18 protein-coding genes and 1 tRNA gene are annotated in these 23,148 nt (G+C 68.8%); 5 read left to right on the top strand and 14 right to left on the bottom strand.

Features of this window, described 5'->3' with window-relative positions; genetic code table 11:
- Positions 1-2: 2 nt before the first annotated feature.
- Genes ACGH52_RS22805 through ACGH52_RS22795 form a run of 3 tightly spaced genes read left to right on the top strand, consistent with a single transcriptional unit; the run spans position 3 to position 2,593 of the window.
- On the top strand, positions 3-1,031 hold the full coding sequence (locus ACGH52_RS22805; protein ID WP_399941926.1) for a hypothetical protein: 1,029 nt from the start codon (positions 3-5) through the stop codon (positions 1,029-1,031).
- Complete coding sequence (locus tag ACGH52_RS22800; RefSeq protein WP_399941923.1) at positions 1,028-1,546, top strand: Pycsar system effector family protein; 519 nt, start codon at positions 1,028-1,030, stop codon at positions 1,544-1,546. Before ACGH52_RS22805 ends, ACGH52_RS22800 begins: the two co-directional genes overlap by 4 nt.
- 45 nt (positions 1,547-1,591) lie before the next feature.
- Complete coding sequence (locus tag ACGH52_RS22795) at positions 1,592-2,593, top strand: M48 family metalloprotease (RefSeq protein WP_399941920.1); 1,002 nt, start codon at positions 1,592-1,594, stop codon at positions 2,591-2,593.
- 61 nt (positions 2,594-2,654) lie between these two features.
- Here ACGH52_RS22795 and ACGH52_RS22790 read toward each other — a convergent pair whose 3' ends face one another.
- The 11 genes from ACGH52_RS22790 to ACGH52_RS22740 form a co-directional block, all read right to left on the bottom strand.
- Positions 2,655-6,554, bottom strand: coding sequence for a DNA-directed RNA polymerase subunit beta' (locus tag ACGH52_RS22790; RefSeq protein WP_052839550.1), 3,900 nt, complete (start codon positions 6,552-6,554; stop codon positions 2,655-2,657).
- Positions 6,555-6,651: 97 nt separating this feature from the next.
- On the bottom strand, positions 6,652-10,137 hold the full coding sequence (gene rpoB, locus ACGH52_RS22785) for a DNA-directed RNA polymerase subunit beta (protein WP_059300004.1): 3,486 nt from the start codon (positions 10,135-10,137) through the stop codon (positions 6,652-6,654).
- A 589-nt stretch (positions 10,138-10,726) separates the two neighbouring features.
- Positions 10,727-11,116, bottom strand: a complete 390-nt coding sequence (gene rplL, locus ACGH52_RS22780; RefSeq protein ID WP_052839548.1) for a 50S ribosomal protein L7/L12 — start codon at positions 11,114-11,116, stop codon at positions 10,727-10,729.
- A 118-nt stretch (positions 11,117-11,234) separates the two neighbouring features.
- Entirely contained in the window at positions 11,235-11,765 is a 531-nt protein-coding gene (gene rplJ / locus ACGH52_RS22775; protein ID WP_059300003.1) for a 50S ribosomal protein L10, read from the bottom strand.
- 314 nt (positions 11,766-12,079) lie between these two features.
- Positions 12,080-12,928 (bottom strand): hypothetical protein, encoded by an 849-nt coding sequence (locus tag ACGH52_RS22770; RefSeq protein ID WP_059300002.1) that lies wholly within the window; start codon positions 12,926-12,928, stop codon positions 12,080-12,082.
- A 180-nt stretch (positions 12,929-13,108) separates the two neighbouring features.
- Positions 13,109-13,972, bottom strand: coding sequence for a hypothetical protein (locus ACGH52_RS22765; RefSeq protein WP_399941914.1), 864 nt, complete (start codon positions 13,970-13,972; stop codon positions 13,109-13,111).
- A gap of 157 nt (positions 13,973-14,129) precedes the next feature.
- On the bottom strand, positions 14,130-14,855 hold the full coding sequence (gene rplA, locus ACGH52_RS22760; RefSeq protein WP_076975834.1) for a 50S ribosomal protein L1: 726 nt from the start codon (positions 14,853-14,855) through the stop codon (positions 14,130-14,132).
- Positions 14,856-14,966: 111 nt separating this feature from the next.
- A complete protein-coding gene (gene rplK, locus ACGH52_RS22755; protein WP_003974315.1) occupies positions 14,967-15,401 on the bottom strand; it encodes a 50S ribosomal protein L11 in 435 nt (144 codons plus the stop codon).
- Between the two features lie 190 nt (positions 15,402-15,591).
- Complete coding sequence (nusG, locus tag ACGH52_RS22750) at positions 15,592-16,452, bottom strand: transcription termination/antitermination protein NusG (RefSeq protein WP_399941910.1); 861 nt, start codon at positions 16,450-16,452, stop codon at positions 15,592-15,594.
- 80 nt (positions 16,453-16,532) lie between these two features.
- On the bottom strand, positions 16,533-16,817 hold the full coding sequence (gene secE / locus ACGH52_RS22745) for a preprotein translocase subunit SecE (protein WP_003974317.1): 285 nt from the start codon (positions 16,815-16,817) through the stop codon (positions 16,533-16,535).
- Between the two features lie 108 nt (positions 16,818-16,925).
- A tRNA-Trp gene (locus tag ACGH52_RS22740) sits at positions 16,926-16,998 on the bottom strand.
- Positions 16,999-17,249: 251 nt separating this feature from the next.
- On the opposite strand from ACGH52_RS22740, the gene ACGH52_RS22735 reads away from it, so the two are divergent.
- Both ACGH52_RS22735 and ACGH52_RS22730 read left to right on the top strand, forming a co-directional pair.
- Positions 17,250-18,476, top strand: a complete 1,227-nt coding sequence (locus ACGH52_RS22735) for a pyridoxal phosphate-dependent aminotransferase (RefSeq protein WP_059299998.1) — start codon at positions 17,250-17,252, stop codon at positions 18,474-18,476.
- A gap of 124 nt (positions 18,477-18,600) precedes the next feature.
- Positions 18,601-19,632 carry an adenosine deaminase gene (locus ACGH52_RS22730; RefSeq protein ID WP_059299997.1) on the top strand — a complete coding sequence of 344 codons (1,032 nt, stop codon included), beginning with the start codon at positions 18,601-18,603 and terminating at the stop codon, positions 19,630-19,632.
- A 335-nt stretch (positions 19,633-19,967) separates the two neighbouring features.
- Here ACGH52_RS22730 and ACGH52_RS22725 read toward each other — a convergent pair whose 3' ends face one another.
- The 3 genes from ACGH52_RS22725 to ACGH52_RS22715 all read right to left on the bottom strand — a co-directional run bounded on the left by ACGH52_RS22725 (position 19,968) and on the right by ACGH52_RS22715 (position 23,055).
- A complete protein-coding gene (locus ACGH52_RS22725) occupies positions 19,968-21,023 on the bottom strand; it encodes a UDP-N-acetylmuramate dehydrogenase (RefSeq protein ID WP_210974138.1) in 1,056 nt (351 codons plus the stop codon).
- A gap of 103 nt (positions 21,024-21,126) precedes the next feature.
- Positions 21,127-21,507 carry a DUF3291 domain-containing protein gene (locus ACGH52_RS22720; protein ID WP_076975832.1) on the bottom strand — a complete coding sequence of 127 codons (381 nt, stop codon included), beginning with the start codon at positions 21,505-21,507 and terminating at the stop codon, positions 21,127-21,129.
- Between the two features lie 57 nt (positions 21,508-21,564).
- Positions 21,565-23,055 (bottom strand): MFS transporter, encoded by a 1,491-nt coding sequence (locus tag ACGH52_RS22715; RefSeq protein WP_399941905.1) that lies wholly within the window; start codon positions 23,053-23,055, stop codon positions 21,565-21,567.
- Positions 23,056-23,148 lie beyond the last annotated feature (93 nt).

The raw sequence follows: 23,148 nt of genomic DNA, 5'->3' as shown, positions 1-23,148 counted from the left end.
CCATGGAACACCCCCAGCAACCTGACGAGCTCGACTGGTTCCGGCAACCACCGCCGCCCCCGGCCCCGGCCCCGGCCCGCACCATCGAGGACCCGGTCCGCACCGTCTGGCAACTCCCCCGCTTCCACATCGGCCGCCGCCGCTTCATGGGACGCATCGACTACGCACTGGTCTGCGTCACACGAACCGGGTTGTACGAGACCTTCCCGCCACCGGCCCGCCCCGCCTCCACAAGGCGCTTTGTCGCCCTGTACGAGGTGGACACCGACCCCCACGTCTTCCAGCTGAACGTGCTTCTGCCGAGCAAGGTCGACAGTTTCGAGTTCGAGGCCACCGCGGACATCACCTGGCGCGTCGTGGATGCGGAGCGGTTCGTCCGCAGCCAGGAGCGGGACGTGCCGGGGCTCGTCACCCGCAGAGTGCTTCCCGTGCTTCGTGCGGCCAGTCGTGGTTACGCCATCGACGAGAGCGCGGCCGCCGAGCGGGCCGTGCAGCAGGCGGTGAACGACACCTCGTGGCTCGGTGAGGATCTGGGTCTGCGTACGGCTTGCTCGGTCCGGCTGCGCCGCGACGCGTCCGAACGGAACCACCAAGCGCGGCTGCGGGCCGCCCGGCACGATGCGGAGGCCGTGGCACCCGAGCACAAGGCGGCGGTTCTTCAGCAGACGTACGAGGCGAGTCGCACCGCGGAAAAGATCAGGTTCTACGAGCATCACCTGGAACGAGGTGGTGTCGCCGCACTCGCGCTGCACCTGGCGGTACACCCCGACGACACCCAGCTGGTCCTCGGTCACCTGCATGACGAGCAGGCCAAACTGGTCGAGACCCAGCTCCATCTGATCGACCGGGCCCTGGACAGCAAGCGGCTGGAGGACCACCACCTGGACGAGCCGCACCAGCTCATCGCGGATCGTATGACCACCATCCTGGGAGCCACCGCACCAGCGGTGAAGTCACCGCCCTACCCCGTTACGCAACCACCGGCGAGCGAGTCGGCACCTCCCGTGGCGACGCCGGAGTCGGGCACGTGAGCACGACCGGCCCGTCGTCGGACGCCGTCCTGCTGGAAACCGGCGCACACCTGCTCACCGACCTCCGAGCGGAGATAGCCCGGGCCGACGCCAAAGCAGCCGTCCTGGTGGCGGCGCTCGGTCTGTCGGCCGGCGTTCCCACCGCATTGCTGGCCAACTCCCGTTGGCGTCCGGCCCCGCTCCCGGCACCGGCTGCTGTGCTGTGGTGGGGCGGCACGGCCCTGCTGCTGACGGCCCTGCTGGCCGCCCTGCTCGCGGTCGTCCCCCGCTACCGCCCCAGCCGTTGGGCTCCCGGCCGGCCTCTCACCTACTTCGGCGACGTACGAAGGGCATCCAGGTCCGGACGCCTTTCCGCCGCCCTGGCGGACACCGGACGCGACCCTGCTCACGGCATGCTCATCGCCCTTGCCGAGACGAGCGGCATCGCCGCCCGCAAGCACTTCTGGATCCGTGCGGGGCTGATCGCCTTCGGCTGCGCTGCGCTTCTGCTGCCCGCGTCCCTGCTTCTCACGTGAGCCAGCCTTCTGCCGCGCCGCCCACTCGTACCGGAAGGAAGCGTCATGCCCATCAGCTCCGAGCACGGCAACCCGGCTGAACCGGAACCACCGCCCCCACACGACGAGGGCCTACCGCCGCGTCCCGGCAGAATCGTCATCGCGGCACATCAGCGTGGTGTCGACGCCACCGCCCTCGGCCATCTGGCCCTGCATCTCCCGCACGCCTGCGCGAGTCTGACCGTCGTCTGCGGGGCGGCCTACCTCATCGACAAGCTAGGTGGACCATCCTGGTGGATCATCTGCGGCACATGGGTGCTGAGTGGCGGGCTTGTCTTCCACCGCCCCTGCGAGCGAATACTCGCCCGCCGCCTGTTCGGCCTGCGCCATCCGACCCCCGACGAGGACCGCGTACTGCGCCACGTATGGCGCGAGGTCACCGCACGTGCCGGGGTGAACTCGGCCGCATACCATCTTTGGGTCGAGGACAGTGATGGGGTCAACGCCATGGCCGCCGCCGGCCACATCATCGGAGTCACCCGACACTCACTCAGGCACCTGCCGGCCGCGCAGCTCGCAGGCGTCCTCGCCCACGAACTCGGCCACCACAGCCGAGGGCACTCCTGGACCTCACTGCTCACCTTCTGGTACGTGCTGCCCGGCCGACTCACCTGGCGTCTGCTCCGGGTGCTCGCCTCCCGCGTCGACCGGCTTCCCGTGGGCACCGCGGCCGTGTTGATCGGACTCGTGGGCGCCGTGACGGTCGCCCTCGCGACGGCCACGTACGGACTGGTCCTTCTGCCCTTCATCACGCCCTACCTGGCGGCCGCCGTGTCCCGACGCGCCGAGCTGCGCGCCGACGAGCACGCTGCGAATCTCGGCTTCGCATCGCAGCTGATCACAGTGCTGTGCAAGGAACACGAGCGCGAAGAGGCCGCACGCGCCCACGCCGCGGCTCTGGACCTACCGGCCAAGGACGAGGGAGTCGTCGCACGACTGCTGGACTCGCACCCCGACCTTCACACCCGGCTGCATCACCTGCAGGCCCACTTGGAGAGCGGGCGCTGACACGCCGAAGGGCGGCCACCCACTCGGGGTGACCGCCCTTCGGTCGTATCAACCTGCCCGCCTACTGGTTGTACGGACCGTAGTCGTAGTCCTCCAGCGGAACGGCCTGGCCGGAGCCCGTGCCGAACGGCGAGTAGTCGATGTCGTCGTAGCCGACGGCCGAGTACATCGCGGCCTTGGCCTCCTCGGTCGGCTCGACCCGGATGTTGCGGTAGCGGGACAGGCCCGTACCGGCCGGGATGAGCTTACCGATGATGACGTTCTCCTTGAGGCCGATGAGGCTGTCGGACTTGGCGTTGATCGCCGCGTCCGTCAGGACTCGGGTCGTCTCCTGGAAGGAGGCGGCCGACAGCCAGGATTCCGTCGCCAGCGAGGCCTTGGTGATACCCATCAGCTGCGGACGACCGGAGGCCGGGTGACCGCCCTCCTGGACCACACGACGGTTCTCGGTCTCGAACTTGGTCCGCTCGACCAGCTCGCCGGGCAGCAGCTCGGCGTCGCCGGACTCGATGATCGTCACGCGGCGCAGCATCTGCCGGATGATGATCTCGATGTGCTTGTCGTGGATCGACACGCCCTGCGAGTTGTAGACCTTCTGGACCTCGCCGACCAGGTGGACCTGGACGGCACGCTGACCCAGGATGCGCAGCACGTCGTGCGGGTTGGTGGCACCCACGGTGAGCTTCTGGCCCACCTCGACGTGGTCGCCCTCGCCCACCAGCAGACGGGCACGCTTGGAGATCGGGAACGCCGTCTCGTCGCTGCCGTCGTCGGGGGTGACGACGATCTTCTTGGTCTTCTCGGTCTCCTCGATCCGCACGCGGCCGGAGGCCTCGGAGATCGGGGCGACACCCTTCGGGGTACGGGCCTCGAAGAGCTCGACGACACGCGGCAGACCCTGCGTGATGTCGTCACCGGCCACACCACCGGTGTGGAAGGTACGCATCGTCAGCTGGGTGCCGGGCTCACCGATGGACTGGGCGGCGATGATGCCGACCGCCTCACCGATGTCGACCAGCTTGCCGGTGGCCAGCGAGCGGCCGTAGCACATGGCGCACGTGCCGACCTGCGACTCACAGGTCAGGATCGAGCGGGTCTTGACCTCCTCGACGCCGTGGGCGACCAGGGCGTCGATCAGGACGTCACCGAGGTCGACGTTGGCCGGCGCGATCACCTTGCCGTCGATGACGACGTCCTCGGCGAGCATGCGGGCGTAGACGCTGGTCTCGACGTCGTCCGCCTTGCGCAGCGTGCCGTCCGCGTCGCGCACGGCGATCGGCAGCTTGAGGCCGCGCTCGGTGCCGCAGTCCTCCTCGCGGATGATGACGTCCTGGGAGACGTCGACCAGACGACGCGTGAGGTAACCCGAGTCGGCGGTACGCAGAGCGGTGTCCGCCAGACCCTTACGGGCACCGTGCGTGGAGATGAAGTACTCCAGCACGGACAGGCCCTCACGGAAGGACGCCTTGATCGGACGCGGGATCGTCTCGTTCTTCGCGTTCGACACCAGACCACGCATACCGGCGATCTGACGCATCTGCATCATGTTGCCTCGTGCACCCGAGTTCACCATCATGAAGATCGGGTTGGTCTTCGGGAAGTTGTCGTTCATCGCCTCGGCGACCTCGTTGGTCGCCTTGGTCCAGATCGCGATGAGCTCCTGCGTGCGCTCGTCCTTGGTGATCAGACCGCGCTCGTACTGCTTCTGGACCTTCTCGTCCTGCGCCTCGTAGCCCTTGACGATCTCCTTCTTCGCCTCGGGAACGACGACGTCGGAGATGGCCACGGTGACGCCGGAACGGGTCGCCCAGAAGAAGCCGGCCGCCTTCAGGTTGTCGAGCGTCGCCGCCACGATGACCTTCGGGTAGCGCTCGGCGAGGTCGTTGACGATCTCGGAGAGCTGCTTCTTGCCGACCTCGTAGTCGACGAACGGGTAGTCCTCGGGCAGCAGCTCGTTGAAGAGCGCGCGGCCCAGCGTGGTCTTCAGGGTGAAGGTGTCACCCTGCTGCCACTCCGGCTCACCCTCCTCGCGGGCCGGGGGCTCCCAGCCGCGGGGCGGGATGGTGCCCACCGGGAAGCGGATGTCGACCTTCGACTGGAGCGACAGGTCGCCCGCGTCGAACGCCATGATCGCCTCGGCGGCGGAACCGAAGGCACGGCCCTCGCCCTTGAGGTCCCGGCCCTCGCCGTCGGTGGTGAGGAAGAACAGACCGAGGACCATGTCCTGGGTCGGCATCGTCACCGGACGGCCGTCGGCCGGCTTGAGGATGTTGTTCGAGGACAGCATCAGGATGCGGGCCTCGGCCTGCGCCTCCGCGGACAGCGGCAGGTGCACGGCCATCTGGTCACCGTCGAAGTCCGCGTTGAACGCGGTGCACACGAGCGGGTGGATCTGGATGGCCTTGCCCTCGACCAGCTGCGGCTCGAAGGCCTGGATGCCGAGGCGGTGCAGGGTGGGCGCACGGTTCAGCAGAACCGGGTGCTCCGCGATGACCTCTTCCAGCACGTCGTACACGACCGTGCGGCCGCGCTCGACCATGCGCTTGGCGCTCTTGATGTTCTGCGCGTGGTTCAGGTCGACCAGGCGCTTCATCACGAACGGCTTGAAGAGCTCCAGCGCCATGGCCTTGGGCAGACCGCACTGGTGCAGCTTCAGCTGCGGGCCGACGACGATGACGGAACGCGCCGAGTAGTCGACTCGCTTGCCGAGCAGGTTCTGACGGAAGCGGCCCTGCTTGCCCTTGAGCATGTCGGACAGCGACTTCAGCGGGCGGTTGCCGGGGCCCGTGACCGGGCGGCCGCGGCGGCCGTTGTCGAAGAGCGCGTCCACGGCCTCCTGGAGCATGCGCTTCTCGTTGTTCACGATGATCTCGGGCGCGCCGAGGTCGAGAAGCCGCTTCAGGCGGTTGTTGCGGTTGATGACACGGCGGTACAGGTCGTTCAGGTCGGAGGTCGCGAAGCGGCCACCGTCCAGCTGCACCATCGGACGCAGGTCCGGCGGGATGACCGGCACGCAGTCAAGGACCATGCCCTTGGGGCTGTTGCTGGTCTGCAGGAACGCGGAGACGACCTTGAGGCGCTTGAGCGCACGGGTCTTCTTCTGGCCCTTGCCGGTGCGGATGATCTCGCGGAGGCGCTCGGCCTCCTCGTCGAGGTCGAAGGACTCCAGGCGCTTCTGGAGCGCGGCGGCGCCCATCGAGCCGTCGAAGTAGGTGCCGAAGCGGTCGCGCAGCTCGCGGTAGAGCAGCTCGTCGCCCTCCAGGTCCTGGACCTTGAGGTTCTTGAACCGGTTCCACACCTCGTCGAGGCGGTCGATCTCGCGCTGCGCACGGTCGCGCAGCTGCTTCATCTCACGCTCGGCACCCTCGCGCACCTTGCGGCGCACGTCGGCCTTGGCGCCCTCGGCCTCCAGCTCGGCCAGGTCGGTCTCGAGCTTCTTGGCGCGGGCCTCCAGGTCGGAGTCGCGGCGCTGCTCGATCTGCTGACGCTCGACGGAGACGTGGGCCTCCAGCGAGGGCAGGTCGCGCGTACGGCGCTCCTCGTCCACGAAGGTGATCATGTACGCGGCGAAGTAGATGACCTTCTCGAGGTCCTTCGGCGCCAGGTCGAGGAGGTAGCCCAGGCGCGACGGGACGCCCTTGAAGTACCAGATGTGGGTGACGGGAGCGGCCAGCTCGATGTGGCCCATCCGCTCACGGCGCACCTTGGCGCGAGTGACCTCGACGCCGCAGCGCTCACAGATGATGCCCTTGAAGCGGACGCGCTTGTACTTGCCGCAGTAGCACTCCCAGTCCCGGGTCGGACCGAAGATCTTCTCGCAGAAGAGTCCGTCCTTCTCGGGCTTGAGCGTGCGGTAGTTGATCGTCTCGGGCTTCTTGACCTCGCCGTGGCTCCACTGACGGATGTCGTCAGCGGTGGCCAGGCCGATCCGGAGCTCGTCGAAGAAGTTGACGTCGAGCACTATGCGTCAATCCCTCTCAGGGTTGTAAGTCTGTGGTCTGAAACGGGGGTCGCGGGATCGGCGGGGCCTCTGCGTGAGAGGCCCCGCCTGACTCCCGTCAGACCTCTTCGACGCTGCTCGGCTCGCGCCGTGACAGGTCGATGCCGAGCTCCTCCGCTGCGCGGAAGACGTCCTCGTCGGTGTCACGCATCTCGATGGACATGCCGTCCGAGGACAGCACCTCCACGTTGAGGCACAGGGACTGCATCTCCTTGATGAGCACCTTGAAGGACTCGGGGATGCCGGGCTCAGGGATGTTCTCGCCCTTGACGATGGCCTCGTAGACCTTCACGCGGCCGGTCACGTCGTCGGACTTGATGGTCAGCAGCTCCTGGAGGGCGTACGCGGCGCCGTAAGCCTCCAGCGCCCACACCTCCATCTCACCGAAGCGCTGGCCACCGAACTGGGCCTTACCACCCAGCGGCTGCTGGGTGATCATCGAGTACGGGCCGGTCGACCGGGCGTGCAGCTTGTCGTCGACCAGGTGGTGGAGCTTGAGGATGTACATGTAGCCGACCGAGATCGGCTCCGGGAACGGCTCGCCGGAGCGGCCGTCGAACAGCCTCGCCTTGCCGGACGGGAGCACCATGCGCTCGCCGTCCCGGTTCGGGATGGTGTGCTGGAGCAGGCCGGCCAGCTCGTCCTCGCGCGCACCGTCGAAGACCGGGGTGGCGACGTTGGTGCCGGGCTCGACCTTGTCGGCGCCGATGGCCTGGAGCCGCTGCGCCCACTCCTCCGCGAGGCCGGAGACGTCCCAGCCGCGGCTGGCGAGCCAGCCGAGGTGGATCTCCAGGACCTGCCCCGGGTTCATTCGGGACGGGACACCCAGCGGGTTGAGGATGATGTCGACGGGCGTGCCGTCCTCCAGGAACGGCATGTCCTCGATCGGGTTGATCTTGGAGATGACGCCCTTGTTGCCGTGACGGCCGGCCAGCTTGTCGCCGTCCGTGATCTTGCGCTTCTGCGCCACGTAGACACGAACCAGCTGGTTCACGCCCGGCGGCAGCTCGTCGCCCTCTTCACGGTCGAAGACGCGGACGCCGATGACCTTGCCGATCTCGCCGTGCGGCACCTTCAGCGAGGTGTCGCGGACCTCGCGCGCCTTCTCGCCGAAGATCGCGCGGAGCAGGCGCTCCTCCGGGGTCAGCTCGGTCTCACCCTTGGGCGTGACCTTGCCGACGAGGATGTCACCGGCGACGACCTCGGCACCGATGCGGATGATGCCGCGCTCGTCGAGGTCGGCGAGGACCTCCTCGGAGACGTTCGGGATGTCCCGGGTGATCTCCTCGGGGCCGAGCTTGGTGTCACGGGCGTCGACCTCGTGCTCCTCGATGTGGATCGAGGAGAGGACGTCGTCCTGCACGAGGCGCTGCGACAGGATGATCGCGTCCTCGTAGTTGTGACCCTCCCACGGCATGAACGCGACCAGCAGGTTCTTGCCGAGCGCCATCTCGCCGTTCTCGGTGGCCGGACCGTCGGCGAGGACCTGGCCCTCGATGACGCGGTCGCCCTCGGAGACGATGACCTTCTGGTTGACCGAGGTTCCCTGGTTGGACCGGGAGAACTTGGCCAGGCGGTACGTGATGTACGTGCCGTCGTCGTTGGTCGTGGTGATGTAGTCCGCGGAGACCTCCTGGACCACACCCGCCTTCTCGGCCTTGACCACGTCGCCGGCGTCGGCGGCGGAGCGGTACTCCATGCCGGTGCCGACCAGCGGGGACTCGCTCTTGATGAGCGGCACCGCCTGACGCATCATGTTCGCGCCCATGAGGGCACGGTTGGCGTCGTCGTGCTCCAGGAACGGGATCATCGCGGTCGCGACCGACACCATCTGGCGCGGCGAGACGTCCATGTAGTCGACGTCGTCACCGGGGACGTAGTCGACCTCGCCGCCACGACGGCGGACCAGGACGCGGGCCTCGGCGAACCGCATGTCGTCGTTGAGCGTGGCGTTGGCCTGCGCGATGACGAAGCGGTCCTCCTCGTCGGCGGTCAGGTAGTCGACGTCGTCGGTGACCTGGCCCTCGACGACCTTGCGGTAAGGCGTCTCGATGAAACCGAAGGGGTTGATGCGGCCGTACGAGGCGAGCGAGCCGATCAGACCGATGTTCGGGCCTTCGGGCGTCTCGATCGGGCACATGCGGCCGTAGTGCGACGGGTGCACGTCGCGGACCTCGAAGCCGGCCCGCTCACGGGAGAGACCGCCCGGGCCGAGGGCGTTCAGACGACGCTTGTGCGTCAGCCCCGACAGCGGGTTGTTCTGGTCCATGAACTGGGACAGCTGGCTGGTGCCGAAGAACTCCTTGATGGAGGCGACGACCGGCCGGATGTTGATCAGGGTCTGCGGCGTGATCGCCTCGACGTCCTGGGTGGTCATGCGCTCGCGCACGACGCGCTCCATACGGGCGAGACCCGTACGGACCTGGTTCTGGATCAGCTCGCCGACGTTGCGGATGCGGCGGTTGCCGAAGTGGTCGATGTCGTCGGTCTCGACGACGATCTCCCGGCCCGACTCGCCGACCGTCTCGGTCTCACCGGCGTGCAGCTTCACCAGGTACTTGATGGTGGCGATGACGTCGTCGGTGGTGAGCACGCCGGCGTCCAGCGGCTCGTCCGCGCCGAGCTTCTTGTTCACCTTGTAGCGGCCGACCTTGGCGAGGTCGTAGCGCTTCGGGTTGAAGTAGAGGTTCTCGAGCAGCGTCTGCGCGGCCTCACGCGTGGGGGGCTCGCCCGGACGCAGCTTGCGGTAGATGTCGAGCAGCGCGTCGTCCTGGCCCTGGGTGTGGTCCTTCTCCAGGGTGGCGCGCATGGACTCGTACTCGCCGAACTCCTCGAGGATCTGCTCGGTGGTCCAACCGAGGGCCTTGAGGAGGACGGTCACGGACTGCTTGCGCTTGCGGTCGATGCGCACACCGACCATGTCGCGCTTGTCGATCTCCATCTCCAGCCAGGCACCCCGGGACGGGATGATCTTGGCGGAGAAGATGTCCTTGTCGGACGTCTTGTCGATGGAGGAGTCGAAGTAGACACCCGGCGAACGGACCAGCTGCGACACGACGACACGCTCAGTGCCGTTGATGACGAAGGTGCCCTTGTTGGTCATGAGCGGGAAGTCGCCCATGAAGACCGTCTGGGACTTGATCTCGCCGGTCTCGTTGTTGGTGAACTCGGCGGTGACGAAGAGCGGGGCCGCGTACGTGAAGTCGCGGTCCTTGCACTCGTCGATGCTGTTCTTGGGGGGCTCGAAGCGGTGGTCGCGGAACGTCAGCGACATCGACCCGGAGAAGTCCTCGATCGGCGAGATCTCCTCGAAGATCTCTTCCAGACCGGACTTGGTGGGGACGTCCTGACCGGACTCCAGAGCCGACTCGACGCGAGCCTTCCAGGCGTCGTTGCCGAGGAGCCAGTCGAAGCTCTCGGTTTGCAGCGCGAGAAGGTTCGGAACCTCGAGGGGCTCCTTGATCTTTGCAAAGGAGATGCGCAGCGGGGCAGTGCTGGCAGCGTTGTTCGTATTCGCGGTCGAGGCATTGCGCGAGGCGGCCAAGAGGGGGTCCTTCCGAGGGCTCGGACTCACTACGCGCGTACCGGCCCCTCTTCCGTGCACGGAGACAGGGGGTGTCTGATGTGGCTAAAGGGCCAGGTCAGACATGCTCTGGTCGTCAGTGCTCGGGCGAGGGTAGACCCCTGGTGACGGGCAGGGGGCAGCTAACAGGCAGCGCAAAGGGTCAGTGTAGCCACTTGGCACACTGATGTCCAGTGCGGTTCTCGGGGACCGTGTTCGCTCCTCGTTGTTCTCACCACCTGTGCGGCAAGGCCTCGCCCTCAACGCACCCAGATACTGCCCTCTTCGCCGTCGATCCATGCCTCGGATTCGGATCCTTGTGACGACGCCCTGAGAATTGCGCGCTGCGTGCGGTTCGTCAAGGCCCCCCTTGCCCAAACCGGTTGTCGCCAGGGGGCTCTCAGGGCCCCGGCGACGGCACGACGAAGATCACCCTACTCTTCACCGTCGCACGTGCAAGGCGACCGCCGCCGGACCCCGGATACGCCGAAGAGCGACCACCCGGATGGATGATCGCTCTTCGGTGCTACGGCGTTACAGACCCTGCCGGATCCGTGGTGCCGGTGCGGTCTTACTTGACCTCGACGGAGGCGCCGGCGCCCTCGAGGGACTCCTTGGCCTTGTCCGCGGCGTCCTTGGCGACCTTCTCGAGGACGGGCTTCGGGGCGCCGTCCACGAGGTCCTTGGCCTCCTTCAGACCCAGGGAGGTCAGCTCGCGCACGACCTTGATGACCTGGATCTTCTTGTCGCCGGCGCCGGTGAGGATGACGTCGAACTCGTCCTTCTCCTCGGCGGCCTCGGCGGCGGCGCCACCAGCGGCACCACCCGCGACGACGACCGGCGCGGCGGCGGCGGCGGTGACGTCGAACTTCTCCTCGAAGGCCTTCACGAACTCGGAGAGCTCGATGAGGGTCATCTCCTCGAACTGGGCGAGCAGGTCGTCCTGGCTGAGCTTCGCCATGATGGCGGTCCTTCCACTAATTCGGCAGGTGCCGGATGTACGGGGTGTGGCGGGCGTACGTCGGGCCCGCTGCGACCCGTGCCGCGCTCAGGCGGCCCGGATCAGAAAGCGAGCCGAGTTACTCGGCACCGCCCTGCTCGTCCTGCTTGGCGCGGAGCGCGTCCAGGGTGCGGACGAGCTTCGACGGCAGCGCCTGGAAGACAGAGGCAGCCTGGGACTGCTTGCCCTTCATGGCACCGGCCAGCTTGGAGAGCAGAACCTCGCGGGACTCGAGGTCCGCAAGCTTCTTGATCTCGTCGGCGGACATCGCCTTGCCGTCAAGGACACCGCCCTTGATGACGAGATTCGGGTTGTCCTTGGCGAAGTCGCGCAGACCCTTCGCCGACTCCACCGGGTCACCGGTGACGAAGGCGACGGCCGTCGGACCAGCGAAGAGCTGGTCGTCGAGCGTGATCCCGGCCTCGTTGGCCGCAATCTTGGTCAGCGTGTTCTTCACCACGGCGTACTGGGCGTTCTCACCGAGCGACCGGCGCAGCGTCTTGAGCTGCGCCACGGTGAGACCGCGGTACTCGGTCAGCACGGCGGCGTTGGAGCTGCGGAACTTGTCCGTCAGCTCGGCAACCGCGGCAGCCTTCTCGGGCGTCGCCATAGAGCCTCGGCCTCCTTCCGGGTGATTCGGACCGCGCGGACCCGAAGGAGGACTGGGGAAAACGAAACGCCCCGGCGCAGGCGCACGGGGCGTGACTCGACCGGTCGGTATCCGCACGAGGCGGGCACTCCGGGAGTTCATCCACAGTCACCTGCGCGGGTCGTCCGCAGTTCAGCGGATCCTTCGGCCACCGTGTCCTCTTTCGAACACACGGCAACGACCAGCGGTCTTTGGCTTCTGTGGAAGCGTACGTGAACGGGGCAGTGTCAAGCAAATCCGCCCCCGCGGCGACCCGACGGGCCGGGCGCGCGGGCTCAGCCCTGCTGGGCGCCCTTCATCATCTCGGCCAGGTCGGCGGTCTCCGCGGCCGGCGGGGCGGTGACCTTCACGGGCTCGTTGAACCCGAGGAAGGTGATGGTCATGTCCAGCGGACCCTTGTCGGCGTCGCCGCGCATGCGGAACTGCTTGGTCTGGTCGTCGCCGTCGACCCACATGTCCATCGTGAGCTTGTCGACGCCCATCTTCTCGTACTGCTCGAGGCTCTTCTGGCGCTTGTCCCGGGTGGCCTTGTCCTCGTCGCCGAGGGACTTCTCCAGGTCGGCGAGGGTGACCGTGCCCTTGTAGTGGGTGGTCTTCACGCCGTCGACGGTCTCGGTGCCGACCTTCTCGACGTCCTTGGCCCCGGTGAGGAACGTGGACTCGGTCGCCGGGTTCTTGTCGGCCTGGGAGGCGCTGCCGAGCTGGTTCAGCTCCTCGTCGGCGCCCATCGCGGACATGTCGAACTTGATCCAGCTCTTGCCGTCCATCTCCTTGGCCGCCTCGGGGCCGCCGCCGATGTACAGGGCCTTGTCGACGAGCCGGATCTCCGCGGTGCCGTCGGCGCCCTGGTCGAGCGCCGTCATCTTCATGCTCATCGCGAGCGTCGGCTTGATCTGCATCTCGGCCTCGGCCTTGATCCGGCCCTCCTCGGGAGCCTTGCCGGTCATGCGGTAGCGGAGGGAGTTGATCTCCTCCGTGTTCTTCGCCGCCTTGGCGACCGCGGCCGCGGGGGTCATCTTCGGGGACTCGGAGGCGTTGTCCTCCTTGGAACAGCCCACCGCCCCGGCGGCGAGCAGCAGCGCGGCGAGTCCGGCGCCGACGGGCACACGTACGGAAGTCTTCATCGATATCCCCCCACGGGATTCAAGGAGCACAGGAGCGTGAAGGGGCACAGGAGACGCACCGCCGCTCCACAGCAGTTCTTTACGGTTCTTTGAGACAAGGACGCGAGCTTAGCCGAATCGGTTCGAACGATCTTGTGATTTCTCCACCGGTCAGGTCCCCGCGGTTCGCCTGGTCCGGTCCTAGCGCGCCTGTGAGGCCAGCAGTTCCTTGAAGTCCGCGGTGTCCGCGGCCGGTGGGCGTTCGGCGGAGACCGTGACGCCGTAGTCGCTGTAGTACGCGGTCTGGGTCAGCTTCCCGGTCTTGGTGCGTCCCCGCTCGACCTTCTTGACCAGCAGGTCCCGGTCGTCGACCCAGATGTCGACGGTCTGCTCGGTGGCCCCTCCCACCGTGCCGGACCAGTGCGTGGTGCGCCGGCCGCGCGTCGTCTCCTCGCCCACCCTGCGCACGTCCCCGGCCGTCAGCAGCAGCTTCACCGCCTGGTGGGGCGTGGTGTTGCGCATCTGGTCGGCGAATCCGGCGCCCGCGCCGCCGTCGAGGTCCTCCAGGTCCTCGTACACGTACTTGATCCAGTGCCGGCCGCCCACCCGCTCGGCGAACTCGTCGCCCATCCTGGCGTAGTAGGCGTCGGGCAGGTACCGGGCCTCCATCGCGGTGGTGCCGAGGCGGCGCATGGTCTCGGCGGTCGTACCGCCCGTGTAGGTGATCGTCAGGGTGCCGGCGAGGCCGTCGTCCCAGCCCAGGGCGCCCGTGGCCGCCAGGGACAGCTCCCGGCCCATCACGGTCGTGGACTCCACCCGCGCCGAACCCGCCCGCCCGGTGGCCCGCTCGACGGCCCGCAGGGCGTCCGCCGAAGGACCGGTCGGGGCCGGAGCGCGGGAGGACGGCGGAGCGGAGGCGGAGGACGCGGCCGAGCCGGTGGGGCCGGTGGACTCGCCGGAGCCGGAGCCGCCGGGTCCCCCGGCGCCGGTGCACGCGGTGGAGCACGCCAGCGCGGCCGCCACCGCGATCGAGGCGACCGTACGGCGTGCCGTCGTGCCCGTCATCCGCCCACCCCTTGCGCCCCGTACGGCTCCTGCGCCCCGTGCGCGGCCGTTGCCCGCACGCTAACCCAGGGCGCCGGAAAAGGGGACGGGCCAAAAGGGACGGGCCCCGCACCTCGGAAGGTGCGGGGCCCGTGAACCGGTGGGGCGAGCCGTTGGCTCAGACCGCGGCCGGGTCCTCCTCGACGAGGAGGTTGCGGGTGCGGTTGGAGTCGAGCGGAATGCCGGGGCCCATCGTGGTGCTGATGGCGGCCTTCTTGATGTAGCGGCCCTTGGCGGCGGACGGCTTCAGACGGAGGATCTCCTCCAGCGCCGCGCCGTAGTTCTCCACCAGCTGGGTGTCGTCGAACGACGTCTTGCCGATGATGAAGTGCAGGTTCGAGTGCTTGTCGACGCGGAACTCGATCTTGCCGCCCTTGATCTCGGTGACGGCCTTGGTCACGTCCGGGGTCACGGTGCCGGTCTTCGGGTTCGGCATCAGACCACGGGGACCGAGCACGCGGCCGAGGCGGCCGACCTTGCCCATGAGGTCCGGGGTGGCGACGACGGCGTCGAAGTCCAGACGCCCCTTCGACACCTCGTCGATCAGCTCGTCGGCGCCGACGATGTCGGCGCCCGCGGCACGCGCGGCCTCGGCACGGTCACCGGTCGCGAAGACCAGGACCCGGGCGGTCTTACCGGTGCCGTGCGGGAGGTTCACGGTGCCACGGACCATCTGGTCCGCCTTGCGCGGGTCGACACCCAGACGGAAGGCGACCTCGACGGTGCCGTCGAACTTGGAGGTGGAGGTCTCCTTGGCGAGACGGACGGCCTCGAGCGGGGCGTACAGCTTCTCCCGGTCGATCTTGGCGTCCGCAGCGCGGAGAGACTTGCTGCGCTTGCTCACTACTGCTCCTGTTGGCTTCTGAGGAGTCGTGGTGCGGGCCGAGCAGGCCCTGCCACACTGTCCTGGCCTTGCGGCTACCGCCGCGTGGCTGCTTGCTTACGGGGCGGAGGGTCAGCCCTCGACCGTGACGCCCATGGAACGCGCGGTACCGGCGATGATCTTCTCCGCCTGGTCCAGGTCGTTGGCGTTGAGGTCGGGCATCTTGGTGGTGGCGATCTCACGGACCTGGTCACGCGTGATCTTCGCGACCTTGGTCTTGTGCGGCTCGCCGGAGCCCTTCTCCACGCCCGCGGCCTTGAGGATCATCTTGGCGGCCGGCGGCGTCTTGGTGATGAAGGTGAAGGAGCGGTCCTCGTAGACCGTGATCTCCACCGGGATGACCCAACCGCGCTGCGACTCGGTCGCGGCGTTGTAGGCCTTGCAGAACTCCATGATGTTGACGCCGTGCTGACCCAGCGCGGGGCCGACCGGCGGAGCCGGGTTCGCGGCACCGGCCTGGATCTGGAGCTTGATGAGCCCCGTGACCTTCTTCTTCTTGGGAGGCATAGCTCTCCGGGTCCTTTCGATTCGGGTCCTGCCCACGTCCGGGAGCTACCCGGACACAGGCATACCGCACAACGATAACGGGTATAGATGCGCGGCCAAAAACCGAGCAGGTCAGACGCCGCGTGAGCGGCCGCCTGACCTGGTCGGAAGCAGTACGTCCAGAGGACTACCGGCGGAGCCGGTGGGGCTGCTAGTTCTTCTGGATCTGGTCGAAGCTCAGCTCGACCGGGGTCTCGCGGCCGAAGATCTCGACGAGGCCCTTGACCTTCTTCGAGTCGGCGTTGATCTCGTTGATGGTGGCCTGCAGCGTCGCGAACGGGCCGTCGGTGACGGTGACCGAGTCGCCGACCTCGAAGTCCAGGACCTGGACCTCGACCTTGCGCTGCGGAGCCGGCTTGCCCTCGGCCTCGGCGGCCTCGCGGGCGGCCTTCTCCTCGGCCTCCGGGGCGAGCATCTTGACGATCTCGTCCAGCGTCAGCGGGTACGGGTCATAGGCGTTGCCGACGAAGCCGGTGACGCCGGGGGTGTTGCGGACGACGCCCCAGGACTCGTTGGTCAGGTCCATGCGGACCAGGACGTAGCCCGGCAGCTTGTTCTGACGGATCGTCTTGCGGTCGCCGTTCTTGATCTGGACGACCTCTTCCTGCGGCACCTCGGCCTGGAAGATGTAGTCCTCGACGTTGAGCGAGACGGCGCGCTGCTCGAGGTTGGTCTTCACGCGGTTCTCGTAACCGGCGTAGGTGTGGATGACGTACCACTCGCCGGGGAGGACGCGCAGCTCCTGGCGGAGCTTCTCGATCGGGTCGAGGTCGGGCTCCTCCGCCTCGACCTCGGCCTCGGTCTCGGCGGTCTCCGCGTCGTCCGCCTCGGCGGTCTCGTCCGCCTCCGCGTCCGACTCGTCCTCGTCCGTCTCCGCGACGACCGTGTCGTCGGCAGCCTCGGCCTCGACGGAGGCCTCGGTGTCCTCGTTGTCGGCGCCCTCGACGGTGCCGAGCTCGTCCTCGACGGACTCGACCGGCTCGATGGCGTCGTTCACGTTCGGGTCAGACACTGTGGCTGCTTCTTCCTGGATACATAGGGGTGGAACACGCGAAAGGGGCGCCGGGTACCTCGGCGCCCTTCGCTCTCGACTCAGCCGAAGACGTACTTGGCGGCGTGAGAGAAGCCATAGTCAATCAGAGTCACCAGGCCGATCATGATGACCACGAAGATGATCACCACGGTGGTGTACGTCGTCAGCTGGTTGCGGCTGGGCCAGACGACCTTGCGCAGTTCCGCGACGATCTGGCGGTAGAAGAGGGCGAGCCGCTTCAGCGGACCCTTCTTGCCTCGCTTGCCGCCCTTGCGGGACTTCTTGGAGTCCGGCGCCTCGTCCTGGGCATCAGGCATGTCGATGGAGCCCACGGCGTCCGTCACTCGTCCTCACCTGATTCCGGGTCGTGGCCGTGCCGCGCCCGGTTTGAGCCGCACGGCGGTGCATTGCTGTACGTACCTGCGCACACATCCTGGCGATGGTGTGTGTAGCAGGGCCGGAGGGACTTGAACCCCCAACCGCTGGTTTTGGAGACCAGTGCTCTACCAATTGAGCTACGACCCTTTGTTCGTCCCCCAACGTACCGCATCCGCCCGGATGCTCGGTGTGCACCGGGTGATCGCGGGCCGCTGAAGGCCAACGAGGTGAGAGTGTACGTGCTCACGGGCCGGGCGTCGAACAGAAAGCACGTCCGGACTGATGTTCAGGCCGTGGCCCGGACCGGCGTCCGGACTGGCGTTCAGGTCCTGGACCGGTCCGGTTCAGTCCGTGAAACCCCTGTGCCCCGGAAGTTTCCGGTCTGGAACGATGGGGTCATGAGCGCTGCAACCCCTCCCACCGAGCGCCGGGTCTCCGCCCGAGTCGGCGCGATCTCCGAGTCCGCGACCCTCGCCGTGGACGCCAAGGCCAAGGCCCTCAAGGCCGCTGGACGTCCCGTGATCGGCTTCGGCGCGGGTGAGCCCGACTTCCCGACGCCGGACTACATCGTCGAGGCCGCCGTCGAGGCGTGCAAGAACCCGAAGTTCCACCGCTACACGCCGGCCGGCGGGCTGCCCGAGCTGAAGGCCGCCATCGCCGCGAAGACGCTGCGCGACTCCGGCTACGAGGTCGACCCGTCGCAGATCCTCGTCACCAACGGAGGCAAGCAGGCCATCTACGAGGCGTTCGCCGCGATCCTCGACCCGGGCGACGAGGTCATCGTCCCGGCGCCGTACTGGACGACGTACCCCGAGTCGATCCGGCTGGCCGGCGGCGTCCCGGTCGAGGTGGTCGCCGACGAGACGACCGGCTACCGGGTGACGGTGGAGCAGCTGGAGGCCGCGCGCACCAAGAAGACCAAGGTCGTCCTCTTCGTGTCGCCGTCGAACCCGACGGGCGCGGTGTACAGCGAGGCCGAGACCGAGGCGATCGGCAAGTGGGCCGTCGAGCACGGCCTGTGGGTGCTGACCGACGAGATCTACGAGCACCTCGTCTACGGCGACGCCTTCTCCGTGTCGCTGCCGGCGCTGCTGCCCGAGCTGCGCGACAAGTGCATCGTGGTCAACGGTGTGGCGAAGACCTACGCGATGACCGGCTGGCGGGTCGGGTGGATCATCGGCCCGAAGGACGTCGTCAAGGCCGCGACCAACCTCCAGTCGCACGCCACGTCCAACGTGTCCAACGTGTCCCAGGCGGCGGCGCTGGCCGCGGTCTCCGGCGACCTGGATGCCGTGGCGAAGATGCGGGAGGCCTTCGACCGGCGCCGCCAGACCATCGTGCGGATGCTCAACGAGATCGACGGCGTGCTCTGCCCGGAGCCCGAGGGCGCGTTCTACGCCTACCCGTCGGTGAAGGCCCTGCTCGGCAAGGAGATCCGCGGCAAGCGTCCGCAGGACTCGGTCGAGCTGGCCGCGCTCATCCTGGAGGAGGCCGAGGTCGCCGTGGTGCCGGGTGAGGCTTTCGGCACGCCGGGGTACCTGCGGCTGTCGTACGCGCTGGGGGACGAGGACCTCGTCGAGGGCGTGAGCCGGATCCAGAAGCTGCTGGCGGAGGCGCGGGACTGACCGCCGCGTTTACCCCGCAGGGCCACCCCTCAACGTTGAGGGGTGGCCCTGGTTGTTTGTGCGAGCAAGACCACGTACGGGAAAGTGCTGTCGGGCCGGGCGTGTCGTACGGCAGGATCACGGAATGGAGCGTGTACGTGATGTCTCTGAACTGCCCAAGGCCCATCTCCACCTGCACTTCACCGGGTCGATGCGGCCCACCACCCTGCTGGAACTGGCCGACAAGCACGGCGTGCGGCTGCCCGATTCGCTGACCGAGGCGCTGGAGCGCGGGGAGTCGCCGAAGCTGCGGGCGACGGACGAGCGGGGCTGGTTCCGCTTCCAGCGGCTGTACGACGCGGCGCGGTCGTGCCTGCAGACGCCGGAGGACATCCAGCGGCTGGTCCGGGAGGCCGCGGAGGAGGACGTGCGGGACGGGTCGGGGTGGCTGGAGATCCAGGTCGATCCGACGTCGTACGCGCCGCGGCTGGGCGGGCTGATCCCGGCGCTGGAGATCATCCTGGACGCGGTGGAGACGACCGTGCGGGACACCGGGATCGGGATGCGGGTGCTGGTCGCCGCGAACCGGATGAAGCATCCGCTGGACGCGCGGACGCTGGCGCGGCTCGCGGTGCGGTACGCGGAGCGGGGCGTGGTCGGCTTCGGGCTGTCGAACGACGAGCGGCGCGGGATGGCCCGGGACTTCGACCGGGCGTTCGCGATCGCGCGGGAGGGGGGGCTGTTGAGCGCGCCGCACGGCGGTGAGCTGACCGGTCCGGCGTCGGTGCGGGACTGCCTGGACGACCTGGACGCGGACCGGATCGGGCACGGCGTGCGGGCGGCGGAGGACCCCCGGCTGCTGAAGCGGCTGGCGGACCGGCAGGTGACGTGCGAGGTGTGCCCGGCGTCGAACGTCGCCCTGGGCGTGTACGAGAAGCCCGAGGACGTTCCGCTGCGGACGCTGTTCGAGGCGGGGGTGCCGATGGCGCTGGGCGCGGACGATCCGCTGCTGTTCGGGGCCCGGCTCGCCGCCCAGTACGAGATCGCGCGCGAGCACCACGGGTTCACGGACGCGGAACTGGCGGAACTGGCGCGTCAGTCGGTACGGGGGTCGGCGGCACCCGGGGACGTGAAGGCGCGGCTGCTGGCGGGGGTGGACGACTGGCTCGCGGCGTAGGGGTGCGGGGTGCCTGCGGCGCCTGTGCGGGATGGGTGGGGGTGCGCGTAGCGCGGTGCGTCCGGTGGGTGGGTCGGGGCCGCGTCGGGGGGTGTCCGTCCTCGGAACGGCGCGGAATCGGTCACTTGAAGAGGCTCGGGACGTTGACGCGCCAACCGCTGCGGGCGGACACCCCCCGACACGACCCCTTCTCGCCGTACGCGGCTACCCCCTAGCTGCGGGCAGTCGTGCCGCTGGGGCGGCACGGGTGGGCGCAGCGGCACCCCGCTACGCCGGGTCGCGCTCCCCACCCCGCGCCCACACGAACGCCGGGTGCCAAGGGAACGCCCGACGAGCTACAGGGCGACGCCCACCGTCACCGGTTCGTTGACCAGCGTGACCCCGAAGGCTTCGTGGACCCCGGCGACGACCTCGCGGGCCAGCGCGAGCAGGTCCTCGGTGGTCGCCTCGCCGCGGTTGGTGAGGGCGAGGGTGTGCTTGGTGGAGATGCGGGCGGGTCCGGTGCCGTACCCCTTGGTGAAGCCCGCCCGGTCGATCAGCCAGGCCGCGGAGGTCTTGACGCGGCCCTCCCCGGCCGGGAACGCGGGCGGTTCCACGGCGTCTCCCAGGCGCTCGGCGACGCGCGAGCGGAACGCGGTGAACTCCTCGTCCGTGAGGATCGGGTTGGTGAAGAACGACCCGGCCGACCAGGTGTCGTGGTCCTCGGGGTCCAGCACCATGCCCTTCCCGGCCCGCAGCTTCAGCACCGTCTCCCGGGCGTCCGTCAGCGGCACCCGGTCACCCGCCTCGACGCCGAGGGCGCGGGCCGTCTCGGCGTAGCGCAGCGGCGCGGAGAGACCGCCGGCGTCCTCCAGCTCGAAGCGGACCCGCAGGACGACGTACCGCTCGGGCTCGGCCTTGAAGCGGCTGTGGCGGTAGGAGAAGGCGCAGTCGGCGTTGGACAGGGCGACCGTCTCACGGCTCCGGCGGTCGTAGGCGGTGACCTCGGTGATCGTGGCGGAGACCTCCTGGCCGTACGCCCCGACGTTCTGGATCGGGGTCGCGCCCGCCGAGCCGGGGATGCCGGCCAGGCACTCGACGCCCGCCAGGCCCGCTTCGACGGTGCGGGCGACGGCGTCGGTCCAGATCTCACCGGCCGCCAGCTCCAGCGTCGTGCCGTCGAGGGTCAGGCCGCGGGTGGCGATGTGCAGGGCCGTGCCGTCGAAGCCCTTGTCGCCGATGACCAGGTTGGATCCGCCGCCGATGAGCAGCAGCGGGGTCCCGGTGTCGTCGGCCTCGCGGACGGCGGCGATCACCTCGGCGTCGGTGGTGGCCGTGACCAGCCGGGTCGCGGGTCCGCCCAGGCGGAAGGTGGTCAGCGGGGCGAGGGGAGCGTCGTGGAGTTCCTGCACGCGCTCAAGACTACGAGACGGCAACGACAGTCCTGGGCGGCGGGAAACCCGGCGACGCCCCGACCGGTCGGCCGGGGCGTCGCCGGGTGGGTGCGGGCGCGCCTCACGTCAGGCGTCTGCGCACCTCCGCCCAGCTCACCGGGAGGTCGTCGCTCGACGCGGGCCAGGAGGCGAACTTCGCGTCCCGCATCTGCTCCGACAGCCCCCGGGAGGTCGGCGCGTGGGTGCCGGAGCGGGCGAAGGTCTTGAGTGCCTCGGGCGACTCCCAGGCGGAGAGCGTCCAGAAGGTCCGCTTGAAGGGTTCCGCCTTCAGGGAGGCGCCGTACGCTCCGGGCGCGCTCCCGACCTGCCGCCACACGCCCGGGGTGCGCGCCAGGAACTTCAGCGCTCCCCACAGGGTCCGGGTCTCGAAGCGGGAGGCGAAGACGTGGACCTCGGTGGCCCGAGGAGGCCGGTTCGGCACGGTCCAGGGAAGGGTGGGCATGTCGTACTCCTCGCGTGTCCGTGAGTCATGCGTTGGGTGCGTGCCGCGCGGTTCGGTTCAGTGCGGGGTCGTCGGTGCCGGTGCGGCGAGGGCCGGTTCGGAGGCCGGGACCTGCTCCTTCGCCGGTGCCGCCGAGGGGCCCCCTCCTCCGTCGCCGGTCCGGCGGCGCGCCGGGATCACCAGGGCCGCGACGCCGCCGAGGGCCACCACCGCCGCACCCACGGCGACCGCGGGCCGCAGTCCGTCCACGAAGGTCTGCGCGGACTCGTAGCCGCCCTGGGCCGCGAAGATCGAGCCCATGACCGCGATGCCGAGCGCGCCGCCCACCTCGCGCAGTGCGTTGTTGGCGCCGGAGGCGATGCCCTGCTCCTTCGCGGCGACGCTGGACATCACCAGCGCGGAGGCGGGGGCGAAGTAGAGGGCCATGCCGATTCCGCTGACGATCAGACCGGGCAGCTGGACCGCGTAGGAGGCGTCGGCCGTGATCACGGAGGCGAGGTAGCCGAGTCCGGCCGCCTGGAGGAAGAGCCCGGCCGCGACGACCGGGCGGCCTCCGATCCGGTCGGAGAGGATCCCGGCGATCGGCGCGACGAGCATCGGCATGCCGGTCCAGGGCAGCATGCGCAGGCCCGCCTCGGTGGGCGAGTAGCCGAGCACGCCCTGCATGTACTGGCTGAGCAGGAAGATCGAGCCGAACATCCCCAGGAACATCAGCAGGCTCGCCGCGTTGACACCGGCGAAGGCACGGGAGCGGAACAGCCGCATCGGCAGCATGGGGTTCTTGGCGCGGGTGCTGTAGAGGACGAAGCCAGCAAGCAGCGCGGCCCCGGCGAACAGGGCGGTCAGCACCACCGCGCCGGTCCAGCCGTCGACGGGGCCGCGGACCAGGCCGTAGACGATGCCGAAGAGTCCGCCGCTGGCGAGCAGGGTGCCGGGTATGTCGAGCGGGGCACCGGTACCGTGCGACTCGGCGAGGCGCAGACGGGCGAGGGGCAGCAGGGCCACGCCCAGCGGAACGTTCAGCCAGAAGATCCACTGCCACGAGATGTGCTCGGTGAGGCTGCCGCCGACCAGCGGCCCGGAGGCCACGGCGAGCCCGTTGACGGCACCCCAGATGCCGTACGCCATCCCGCGGCGTTCGGCGGGTACCGCGGCCGTGAGCAGGGTCAACGTCAGCGGCATCATGATCGCGGCGCCGACGCCCTGCACCGCGCGGGCAGCGATGAGCGAGTCGATGCCGGGCGCCAGGGCCGCGGCGGCGGAGGCCCCGGTGAAGACGGTGAGGCCGACGAGGAAGAGCCGGCGGCGGCCGAAGCGGTCGCCGAGGGCCGCGCCGAACATCAGGAGGACGGCGAAGGTGAGCGTGTAGGCGCTGACGGTCCATTCCAGGTCGTGCAGCGCCCCGCCCAGGTCCTCACGGATGGAGGGCAGGGCGGTGGTGACGACGAGGTTGTCCAGGGCCGCCATGAAACCGGCGACGCTGGTGATGACGAGGGCCCAGGCCACTCCCCCGCCCCGTACGTTCTGTCGTGCTCCGAGTTGTGACATCTCTCCCCCAGAGGGTGTGCACTTGCCGTGAGTTGTTTGGTTAGTAATTGATGACTAACTTTCCTGGGCATACGGAGGCAGAAGGCGGCCGCT

The sequence above is a fragment of the Streptomyces sp. BBFR25 genome (genome assembly GCF_044590125.1).
Taxonomy (GTDB): Bacteria; Actinomycetota; Actinomycetes; order Streptomycetales; family Streptomycetaceae; genus Streptomyces; species Streptomyces canus_D.
The sequence above is the reverse complement of the archived record's forward strand: the minus strand, read 5'-3'. Positions and strand labels throughout refer to the sequence as shown.

Bases quoted from the DNA above. Each gene is read 5' to 3' on its own strand.
- ACGH52_RS22805 (WP_399941926.1), top strand. From the start codon at position 3: ATGGAACACCCCCAGCAACCTGACGAGCTCGACTGGTTCCGGCAACCA.
- ACGH52_RS22795 (WP_399941920.1), top strand. From the start codon at position 1,592: ATGCCCATCAGCTCCGAGCACGGCAACCCGGCTGAACCGGAACCACCG.
- rplL (WP_052839548.1), bottom strand. From the start codon at position 11,116: ATGGCGAAGCTCAGCCAGGACGACCTGCTCGCCCAGTTCGAGGAGATG.
- rplJ (WP_059300003.1), bottom strand. From the start codon at position 11,765: ATGGCGACGCCCGAGAAGGCTGCCGCGGTTGCCGAGCTGACGGACAAG.
- ACGH52_RS22770 (WP_059300002.1), bottom strand. From the start codon at position 12,928: ATGAAGACTTCCGTACGTGTGCCCGTCGGCGCCGGACTCGCCGCGCTG.
- ACGH52_RS22765 (WP_399941914.1), bottom strand. From the start codon at position 13,972: ATGACGGGCACGACGGCACGCCGTACGGTCGCCTCGATCGCGGTGGCG.
- rplK (WP_003974315.1), bottom strand. From the start codon at position 15,401: ATGCCTCCCAAGAAGAAGAAGGTCACGGGGCTCATCAAGCTCCAGATC.
- ACGH52_RS22735 (WP_059299998.1), top strand. From the start codon at position 17,250: ATGAGCGCTGCAACCCCTCCCACCGAGCGCCGGGTCTCCGCCCGAGTC.
- ACGH52_RS22730 (WP_059299997.1), top strand. From the start codon at position 18,601: ATGGAGCGTGTACGTGATGTCTCTGAACTGCCCAAGGCCCATCTCCAC.
- ACGH52_RS22720 (WP_076975832.1), bottom strand. From the start codon at position 21,507: ATGCCCACCCTTCCCTGGACCGTGCCGAACCGGCCTCCTCGGGCCACC.
- ACGH52_RS22715 (WP_399941905.1), bottom strand. From the start codon at position 23,055: ATGTCACAACTCGGAGCACGACAGAACGTACGGGGCGGGGGAGTGGCC.